Source organism: Pedobacter sp. UBA5917 (assembly GCF_002432345.1).
Classification (GTDB): Bacteria; Bacteroidota; Bacteroidia; order Sphingobacteriales; family Sphingobacteriaceae; genus Pedobacter.
This window is the reverse complement of the sequence record NZ_DJDT01000005.1, coordinates 1-10,091: the sequence shown is the minus strand read 5'-3', so window position 1 is coordinate 10,091 and position 10,091 is coordinate 1. Positions and strand designations below refer to the sequence as shown.

The following is a 10,091-nucleotide window of genomic DNA, read 5'->3' as shown; positions in this document are numbered from 1 at the left end:
GGCAGGGAGAGATCTATCTCGACGCACATTTCTCGACTCATTACCTAACGCGATCGTCATGCTGAACTTGTTTCAGCATCTTTCATAAAAAACAGACCCTGATCCCGATGTTGAAATCGGGACAGGGCGACGACTATAAATTAAAATGTTTACCGTAAACACTTTTAAAACTAGGTTATATTAATTGAACTCGGGTTAGCCCCCCTTAAAAACAAGAAAGGCTGGTTATTTCGAAATAACCAGCCTTTCTTTTATACTTTAATCCCCTTAAAACTTCAATATAAAGTTTCCGGTAAACCTTGCCGGTGCCTGTGGTGTAAGGCGTACCGACCAGGCTTTCTCGCTGGTTAAGTTATCCACTTTAAACCCGATACGGAATTTAGCATGATCGTAAAAAATACTGGCATCGAAGATTTTATACGACGGGATGATAAACCTTGATAAACCACCTGTTAATGTTGGATAGGTATTGGTATGGAACGACTGATCGCCGATATTACCACCTACACCTGCACCCAAACCTTTAAATTTACCCATTGGGATACGGTAACTCACCCAGAAATTGTAGGTATTTGGCGGCCCGGTTAAACCCGGACGGAGCCCATTGTTACGTGGATCGGCAGCAGCAGTAACCTTACTGTCGTTATAGGCATAACCTGCTACAATGTTTAAACCATCAAAAGGATTTGCAGTTAACTCAATTTCCAATCCCCTGCTCAACTGTCCACCATCCTGAACAAAAAAGTTAACAGGATCAACAGGATCAGGACGTACAATGTTTTTAACCTTAATGTCGTAATAACTGATGGTACCAACCAATCGGTGGTCAAACAGATCGGCCTTTGCACCAAACTCCAATTGATCGGCATATTCTGCATCTACCCTGCTGCCATCACTCTTAAGTCCGCTTTTGTTAAAAAAGCCGTTCATGTAATTCCCGAATAACGATAAGTGGTCTTTATACACTTCGTAAACCAATCCCAATTTAGGCGAAAGGTTGGTTTGGCCGTAAGGACTGTTTGCTGCAGTAGCCGTAGCAATACCGCCTGAAAGCTGGCCGGTTACAATATTGTACACGCCTTTGTTCTGAAAGCGGTTTACCCTTAAACTCAACATGGCATTTAACCTATCGGTAATATTGAAAACATCAGAAACATAGGCCGAATAGGTATTATCGCCATTGTACTCTTTTCTTAATGTTCCCCTTGATGTTAACGAATCAACCTTGAACTGGCTAATGCGGTAAGTGCCTGGGGTATTGATAAAATCGACATCTGTTGGCCAGTTTACGGTAACACGGTCGAAATCGTTAAAATTGTTATAGTAATCTACACCAACAACCATACGGTTACGGTGACCTGCAATTTTAAAATCACCTACAAAATTCTGTTGGATGTCGGTAGCGATAAACTGGGTGTAACCGTTAATAATCTGTGGACGGATAGTGGTTTCTGATCTTGAGCCCAAAGCCGTAATGTTTCCGCTGATGGATGAACGTGCCCTCGAAATAACCGTTTGAGAAGTCCATTCTTCAGAAATCTTATAATTGATCTGCCCAAAAATGTTCATCATCTGTGTTTTGTATGGCAAATCGTTGCTCAAAAAGGTTTTGTTATAAGGGAAACCATTATCGGCAATTGATCTGGTAATTTCGGCAACACCTGCAGGCACCGCCGTATACGGATTATACCTTACGACCGAAGTTCCGGTAGCCTGACCAAATTCTATATCCAGCAATAAAGATAAACGGTCGGTAATCTGATAAGAAAAACTTGGCGCAACACTTACGCTATTGGTAAATCCCTGTTCCTGAAAGCTATGTTCCCAGGTAGTAGCTCCATTTAAACGGAATAGAGCAGTTTTATCGGCATTGATAGGTGTATTTACATCAACGGTTAACCTGTTAAAATTCCAGCTTCCGGTGGTATAGCCTACTTCGCCACCAAAACCGTTATAAGGTTTTTTGGTTACACGGTTATATAAACCGCCATAACTGCTCGAAATGCTGTTGCCAAAAAGTGTGGCCGATGGACCTTTAATGGCCTCGATACGTTCTAAATTGGCCGGATCGATAAATGAAAAAGCAGCCCCTGCCACACCATTACGTGCGTTTGGCTCGGTATCGAAACCACGCGAGCGGAAAGTAACACGGCCCTGGTTGGCAATCATCGGGATACCTGCTCCCGGTACGTTTTTAGCAATGCTTCCTAAATCAACCGCCATCTGCTCCTGGAATAAAGCTTTTGGTACAGAATTATATACCTGCGGATTTTCGAGATTCTTAAGTGGTAACCTGGCAATATACACGCTCTCTTTCTGCGTAAATTTATTGGTTGTACCGGCTACAGTAACCTCTTGCAGTGCCTGTACGTTCTCTTTTTCTAAACGGTAATCTGCAGTAGTGGTTTCGCCGGCTGCAACGGTTACTTTTAAATCTTTTTGCGGAGAACCCAATACCTGGATTCTAACCGTATAAGTTCCGGCTACTATATTAGCGAACAAATAATTTCCCTGCTCATCTGTAAGGGTCGTTTTATTGATTTCTATAAGTGAAACCGATGCCGAAGCATAAGGCTGGCCATTTACCAGGCTTACCTTACCGGATATTTTGCCCGGGCTTTGTGCAAAAACGGTGTTGCCTGCCAGCAAAAAGCAGGACAATAACATGAAGTAAAAAAAATTCATCAAATGATAATTATAAAGGATGTCTGATTATTTTGGCAAATATAAAAACATTATTTATAATTAGTCTAAATAATTATCACTATTAAAAATTTAATCTCCTTTATTCGATAAACAGACAATAGTTACAACGATGCCGGATACTCGTATATGCCGTTCCTTTATAATTACCACTTTTAGGATCAACCCAATCTAACCTGATGATATACATTCCTTTCATTGTTGGTGAGAAAACCGCTGTCCCCTTTTCATCCAACACCAGTTCTTTCTCCCAGTTTTCTGGATTAAATACACGCAGCTTACTTTTGGCTTTTGCAGGTTTATTGTTTTGAAATGCCTGTACCATAATGGATTTGTTTTCTTTGGAAATGGTAATATCGAGGAACTGCATTGGATCTGAAAGTCCCTGAGCAGCTCCTACAAGATACTGACTACAGAGATAATCAACAGGCAGTACGTTTTCGCCGCCAGTTGCCGACCGATCTACCACCGGATGGCTGTTGTTTATGCCCAATATACGGTATGTACCCTTATCTTTTGGCGTAAATGTAGTTTCCCAGCAATCGGATTTCTGGTCAAGTTTGAGAACAGTTTTTTTTCCCGCAGGATCGATCAGACTGAAACTAAATTCGCCAGCAAGTTTAAGCTCTTTTCCGCTTTGCCTGTGGCGGATTCCAAAATCGTCTATATTGCCATAAATCAACTGAACAGTAACTTTTTCGCCAGCTTTACCAGAACCTGTAACCTCCATCCAATAAGCGCTTGAATAGCTTAAAAAGGGAATGAAGAGTAAAGAGAGCATTGTAATTGCGTTTTTTATGGCTACGGTGGTTTTCATGGGGTAAAGATAGGAGGTCGGGATGATTTTTTAGTCGGAAGTCGAGAATCCGAAGGTCTGGGAGGCTAAACTTAGTCCGAAGTCGGAAGTCCGCAGTCCGAAGTCGAGAACCCGAAGGCTAGGGAAGTTAAACTTAGTCCGAAATCGGAAGTCCGCAGTCCGAAGTCGAGGACCCGAAGGCTAGGGAAGCTAAACTTAGTCCGAAGTCGAAAGTCCGCAGTCCGAAGTCGAGGACCCGAAGGCTTCTGTCGGGAAGACGTTTTTTTGCTGTTGAACTGTTTGAAACAAATGACTAATGATTAATGAACCAATGACCAATCAACCAATGACCAATGAACCAATAAAGAGTTTTCAGTTGGCAATTTTCAGTTAACAATTTAACAATCCTGCGATTAAACAATGGATAAACAAACAAAAAATGTTAAAATATCAGCAGAATTTCCGAAAAGCAACTATATTTATAGCGCGTTGTCATCCACACATCCGCTAATGTTTACTTACTATTTTTATGGGCAAAAAAATCAGCATTCTCGAAGATGATCAGGGAATCAGGGAAATCGTTGAACTTATTTTTTTACAGGAGGATTATGAGGTTACTGGTTTTGCTACCGTAAACGACTTTATGAGCAGAAAATCAGATTCGTTGCCCGATCTTTTTTTACTTGATGTGATGCTTCCCGATGGAAATGGCTTAAATGTATGCGAAATGCTAAAAACCGAGGCAGAAACCAGCAACATCCCGGTATTGATGATGAGCGCTCATGCCGATCTTATTACCATGAAAAACCAATCAAAAGCTGATGGTTTTATTTCCAAACCATTCGATATTGATCATTTGATCAGCATGGTAAAAAAAACGATTTAACTGTTATTCAACCTCTATATTTCTTTAACATTTTCGCCGAGCGGAAGGGTAAAAAAGAACTTGCTACCTTCTCCGGGCTCGCTTTCTACACCGATTTCACCGCCATGGCGTTTTATAATGTCGGCACAGATGAAGAGTCCCAAACCGAGTCCCGAAACCTGTGTACCCATTTCATCAGCCCTGAAATAACGGTCGAAAAGGTGCGGAAGTTTATCGGCCGGAATACCTGGACCATTATCGCGTACAGAAACCTTTACCCTATCGGCCTGTGGCTCTATCTCCAAAAAAATCTCTTTCGAATCGGGCGCATATTTTACGGCATTGTTAACCAGGTTAACCACCACCTGATCGATGCGGTGTTCATCTGCAAAAACCATGAGGTTTTTATCACCTGCTAAAACCAGGTCGTGATTTCCGGATTCCCTAACATGGATACAGCATTTCTCGAGCATTTCGCCGAGGTTAAACCAGTTCTTTTTAAGGCCAACATGCCCCTGGTTAATTTTGGATACGTTGAGCAGGTCATCAACCAGTTCGGTTATTTTATCCATACTCCTCGAAGCCTGATCAATCACCTTTGGAAAAAGTACAGTATCTGGATTTTCGCGCATCCGCACCAGCAATTGCAGCGAAGCCTTTAAAGTGGTAAGCGGTGTTTTGAGTTCGTGGCTTGCAATTGAGATAAAATCATCTTTTTGCTGCTGTAATGCTTTATAAGCGGTAATATCCATCACGGTACCGAGTGTACGGAGTCTGTTTCCCAGTGCATCGAAATAAACCTTTGCCTGGAACCTGAGCCATTTCATTGGAAAACCTTCACGCAGGTAGCGTGCTTCATAAAAAATCTGTCCGGTGTTTTTAGCTTCTTCATGTGCCAATACACTTAAATGAACATCATCTGGATGATAATGATCGATAATGGTTTCGCGGGCAACGCCATGGCCCAAACCAAACATCTCATCAAAGCGGGTAGAACCAACCAGTTCCCCTGTTTTATAATTAAGCTCGTAAGTACCAATTTCTGCCGCCTCTACTGCCAGACGGATACGTTCTTCCATCTCTTCGATGGCATGCCGTGTACGTACCTTATCCGATACATCAATCCCGACCACCATAATGGCCGAAACAAGCCCTGAAAGATCGGTTACGGGTTCGTATACAAAATCGATAAATACCTGTTCCGGCAATTCATTACGGATGAGCAGCACCTCGGCCTCTGTGGCAAAAAAAGCTTCGCCGGTTTGGATAACCTTTTCCATCACCGGGGCATAAGCTTCTGCAGCTTCTGCAACAGCATCCCAAATGGGTTTTCCATCTACACTTGAACGTTTTTTTCCGACCAGTTCGAGGTAACGGTTATTTACTTCGGTTACCACCAGATCAGTAGCCCTGATTACGCATATGGCAAATGGAGCCTGTAAAATCAGGTTACGGAACCTTGCCTCACTAAGTTCGAGCAAACGGGCCGATTCGGTTAATTCTTCATTGGTTGTAGCTAGTTCTTCGTTGGTTGCGGCAAGCGCTTCATTTATTGTAGCCAATCGTTCATTATTCTCAACGGCCTCCATACCTAAACGGCTGATGTTATCGGCCGATTCTACCAACTGTGTTACATCGGTTGCGTGGCAAACTACACCGATAATTTCATCATTTGCGCCTTTAACCGGCTGATAGGAAAGATTATAATGAAAGGTTTTCAGTTGTCCTTCAAGTTCGATTGTTATCGGCACGCTAATGGCATGGTATGGTTCTCCGGAAGTTAAAACCCCACGCATTAATGCACCAAAAGGTTGTCCGGCAAATTCTGGCAGGATTTCGATCAGCTTTTTACCGATTACAGAGCTGTCTTTACCCCAGGCCTTAAGCGTGGCCGCATTGGCTAGTACAAGCCGCAGCTCGTCACCCAACACGAGGTACATAGGATAAGGTGAGCCTTCGATGAGCCCGGCCAGAATTTCTTTATCAAGGTGCATATTAAGATAAATGGCAAAATACAGTTTTTGAAACTAGTACGCCAATTACGAAGTTAAAAAAAGAAGTAGAAGATTTGCTAATGGTGGGAAGAATTTAGTACTTAGTCCGCAGTCTTTAGTCCAAAGTCCGTAGTCTGGGGCACCTAAAACAGTTAACCGATTTAAACAATTAACCGATTAACCATACGAACATACCAATAAACTATTCTTCCCCTGCAATCCCCAGGTTCCTCACCACGTTAAGTACACCGGTTTGCCAATGCAGATAACCTAAATTGCCACAGATATCAATTACCTGTGCTTCAATTTTAGCAGGCACATCATTTACTACGCGGAAACGGATTTTATATTTTGGATTGTAACTGATGTAGATGATGATATCGTCGTTACGCTCGCCCACATCGGACAGAAAAGCAAGATGTTGATCACGCAATTCTTCCGCTGCCTGCTGCAAACGTCCATTCATTAATCTCGAAAGCGCTTTATCCGGAACAAAATCTGTCTCCAGAATAGCCAATACCGTAACGACCATGAACGCAAAAATAAAAACCTATACCATAGCTGCAAATACAATCTTTCAAAGCACTGGAAATGAGCCTGAATAATTTTACCTGATTTATTAAAAGTTTGAAAACGGATTAAATAAGCCATAAATAACCCATCACCGGAAAATATATCGGCGTTAAAGATTCCTTTATCCTTAGGTTAAATATATGGGAATCATATTAGATTCGCTCCATATCAAAGTATGGTTTGTAAAGAAACTAAATAGGTTTGATCGGCACGATATGGGCTGCCCCGAATAACCAAAAAAGCAGGTACCTGAACGATACCTGCTTTTAAAAATGATCTTATTGAACTAAGAAGCTGTTACTACCAATTGATACCGAGATTGATCTCGAAACTTCCGGCGGTATAACCGCTTAATGCACCTGTTTGGGTAGTGTAAGAAGTGTTAATGCTGTACTTCTTTTTGTAATGCAATCCAACGCCAAAGCTTGCCGCTTTACTGGTATGGTACATGGCGGTAAACAATACCTGCTGGTTGGCAATGCCGAACTGGGCGCCAACATCAACAATATCGGTTATTTCGGTGAAGGAACGGTAGGCTACCTTTGGCTGGAAAACGTTTTCGCCCAGTTGGAATTTATAGCCTGCCGAAGCATATACCACAGGGGTATTGATCAGTTTAAAATTATCCCTTTTGAAGTAATTTTTCAGGTTTACCAGGGCAATATCGGCGTTAAAACCTGTAGTGGTTAGTCCCACGCCAAAATCTCCATCGAAATAGGTTTTATGATCGGTATTGTAAGCACCTATCTGGTTATCGTTCGGATTACCGATAAGATCCTGCATATCTATGCGCTGGTTCATAAACCCGGCCGATATACCGAAATGCAATTTAGCCGATTCGCTTAATGGTAGATGGTATGCATAACTTGCCAGGATACGCGTTTGCCTTTGCAAACCTGCCTTATCAAGGTTCATATTTAAGCCAACGCCTACCCTCTCCCAGCCATAAGTGGCGGTAAGGTTCTGGATCATCGGTGCACCAGGGATATCGTTCCACTGTGAGCGGAAAGCCAGATCAACTGCTGCTCCCTCGGTTAATCCGGCCATGGCCGGATTAGCGAGATAAGTATTGTTGTAGTACTGGTTTAATAAGGGGTTGGTTTGTGCGTTTACCTTTGATACCCCAAGAAGGGCTGCTGCCAGTATCAATATTTTTGTTTTCATCCTTTTCATTTTCTTAACGGTTTCTGATAATGGTGATAAATCCTTTTTGAACAAGTTTATCCGGTCCGTAGGTTATGATATAATAGTAGGTTCCTTCGGCAAGTTCGTTTCCACCGATTGTTCCGTTCCAACTGTTATCATATCCTTTTTTGTTGTACATCAACCTACCGTTGCGATCAAAGATCCTTACTTCGTTGCTCGGGTACATATCAATGTTCTGTACAAACCAGGTATCGTTTACACCATCTCCGTTAGGTGTTAAAATATTATTAGCTACTACTTTGTAATCTTCGTTCACTTTAATGGTGATGGTTACAATACTGCTACATCCACTTGCATTGGTTACGCGGACGGTATAAGTGGTAGTTTGTGCAGGACGGACAGTAAGTATTGCGGTGTTCTGGCCACTGATAATACCGCTTGCTGTAGACCAGCTGTAGCTTGTACCTCCGGTTGCAGTTAATATTGCCGTTTCACCTTTACTGATCTCGGTACCTTTGTTGCTTACAATATTAGCGGTTGGAAGCGCATTGATGGTTAAGGTGCCATTTACATATACAAAGCTATAGTTGTTTGCTACCCCATTTGCCGGAACAAGTGCATAAGTGCCTGCTACATTTCTATTTGCCGTGGTGCTTACCGCTGGTTTGGTTGTTAACGCAGTTTCGGTATCGCCTGATTTAAAACCATTGTATGTTACTGCAAAACTTGGGAAACCATCAGCCTGGCACATTACGGCATTGTTCGCTGTAACGGTTAGTACTGCTTTATTTATGGTTAAGTTAGCGCCTACATAAGTAATTGCGTAGTTGGCATTTAAAGCAACTGTTCCCTGGTTAATGGCGTAGGTACCTGCATTTTCGCCAGCTGTTCTGGCTAATGAACCGGTAAAGCTGTCGCCTGTTACCAATGCCGGAGCAAAAGTATAGGTTAAAGCAGGATCGGTATCGCCATAAGTTTTGCTTTTCGCTGCTGCCGTAACGGTTATCGGCTTAGCAGTTACCGTAAGGTTAGCACCCACATAAGTTAAGGTGTAATTGCTGTTTAGTGCAACTGTACCCTGGTTAATGGCATAAGTACCTACAATTTCGCCAGCTGTTCTGGTTAAGCTACCGGTAAAACTATCGCCGGTTACCAGTGCCGGTGCAAAAGTGTAAGTTAAGGCAGGATCAACATCACCATAGGTTTTGTTTTTTGCTGCTGCTGTAACAGTTACAGTTTTCTTGCCGATGGTTAAATCAGCACCAACATAAGTTAAGGTATAGTTAGCGTTTAAGGCCAATGTACCCTGGTTAATGGCATAAGTACCGATGCTCTCACCTGTTGCCCTGGTCAGGCTTCCTGTAAAGCTGTCGCCGGTTACCAGTACCGGTGCAAAAGTGTAAGTTAAGGCAGGATCAACATCACCATAGGTTTTGTTTTTTGCAACTGCGGTAACAGTTACGGTTTTCTTGCCGATGGTTAAATCAGCACCAACATAAGTTAAGGTGTAGTTAGCGTTTAAGGCCAATGTACCCTGGTTAATGGCATAAGTACCGATGCTCTCACCTGTTGCCCTGGTCAGGCTTCCTGTAAAGCTGTCGCCAGTTACCAGTGCCGGTGCAAAAGTGTAAGTTAAGGCAGGATCAACATCACCATAGGTTTTGTTTTTTGCTGCTGCGGTAACGGTTACGGTTTTCTTGCCTATGGTTAAATCTGCGCTATTGAATGTTATAGTATAATTATTACTTAGAGCAAGTGTACCCTGGTTAATGGTGTACGAACCAATATTCTCACCCATTGCACGACCTAAAGCCCCAGCAAAGTCATCTGTACCGATAAGTGTACCAGTAAAAGTATAGGTTAAAGCAGGATCAGCACTGCCATAAACCTTGCTCTTTGCATCGGCTGTTACCACAATGGCCCTGGCCGTAATATCGGCAGTGGTTGCTGCCGTGGTATTGTCCAGGGTATAGTTACCTGAGGCACCACCACCAATGGCGATACCCGTAACATT

Annotated in this window: 7 protein-coding genes; 1 reads left to right on the top strand and 6 read right to left on the bottom strand. The window is 42.6% G+C overall.

The window, feature by feature from the left end; translation table 11 throughout:
- Positions 1-267 precede the first annotated feature (267 nt).
- A complete protein-coding gene (locus B2V92_RS00365) occupies positions 268-2,685 on the bottom strand; it encodes a TonB-dependent receptor (protein WP_293303783.1) in 2,418 nt (805 codons plus the stop codon).
- A 100-nt stretch (positions 2,686-2,785) separates the two neighbouring features.
- On the bottom strand, positions 2,786-3,520 hold the full coding sequence (locus B2V92_RS00360; RefSeq protein WP_293303782.1) for a hypothetical protein: 735 nt from the start codon (positions 3,518-3,520) through the stop codon (positions 2,786-2,788).
- 508 nt (positions 3,521-4,028) lie between these two features.
- Here B2V92_RS00360 and B2V92_RS00355 point away from each other — a divergent pair.
- Positions 4,029-4,385: a response regulator transcription factor gene (locus B2V92_RS00355; RefSeq protein WP_293303781.1), complete on the top strand. Its 357-nt coding sequence runs from the start codon at positions 4,029-4,031 to the stop codon at positions 4,383-4,385.
- A gap of 14 nt (positions 4,386-4,399) precedes the next feature.
- Here B2V92_RS00355 and B2V92_RS00350 read toward each other — a convergent pair whose 3' ends face one another.
- The 4 genes from B2V92_RS00350 to B2V92_RS00335 form a co-directional block, all read right to left on the bottom strand.
- Complete coding sequence (locus B2V92_RS00350; RefSeq protein ID WP_293303780.1) at positions 4,400-6,358, bottom strand: PAS domain-containing sensor histidine kinase; 1,959 nt, start codon at positions 6,356-6,358, stop codon at positions 4,400-4,402.
- 202 nt (positions 6,359-6,560) lie between these two features.
- The gene (locus B2V92_RS00345) at positions 6,561-6,890 is read right to left on the bottom strand and encodes a hypothetical protein (protein WP_293303779.1); all 330 of its coding nucleotides are present in this window, start codon (positions 6,888-6,890) and stop codon (positions 6,561-6,563) included.
- Positions 6,891-7,231: 341 nt separating this feature from the next.
- Positions 7,232-8,095 (bottom strand): PorP/SprF family type IX secretion system membrane protein, encoded by an 864-nt coding sequence (locus B2V92_RS00340; RefSeq protein WP_293303778.1) that lies wholly within the window; start codon positions 8,093-8,095, stop codon positions 7,232-7,234.
- Between the two features lie 13 nt (positions 8,096-8,108).
- Positions 8,109-10,091: MBG domain-containing protein (locus B2V92_RS00335; protein WP_293303777.1), on the bottom strand; the 1,983-nt coding region annotated here is incomplete at its 5' end.

Excerpts from the sequence above, each read along its gene's own strand:
- B2V92_RS00360 (WP_293303782.1), bottom strand. The coding sequence starts at position 3,520 with ATGAAAACCACCGTAGCCATAAAAAACGCAATTACAATGCTCTCTTTA.
- B2V92_RS00345 (WP_293303779.1), bottom strand. The coding sequence starts at position 6,890 with ATGGTCGTTACGGTATTGGCTATTCTGGAGACAGATTTTGTTCCGGAT.
- B2V92_RS00365 (WP_293303783.1), bottom strand. The coding sequence starts at position 2,685 with ATGAATTTTTTTTACTTCATGTTATTGTCCTGCTTTTTGCTGGCAGGC.
- B2V92_RS00340 (WP_293303778.1), bottom strand. The coding sequence starts at position 8,095 with ATGAAAACAAAAATATTGATACTGGCAGCAGCCCTTCTTGGGGTATCA.
- B2V92_RS00350 (WP_293303780.1), bottom strand. The coding sequence starts at position 6,358 with ATGCACCTTGATAAAGAAATTCTGGCCGGGCTCATCGAAGGCTCACCT.
- B2V92_RS00355 (WP_293303781.1), top strand. The coding sequence starts at position 4,029 with ATGGGCAAAAAAATCAGCATTCTCGAAGATGATCAGGGAATCAGGGAA.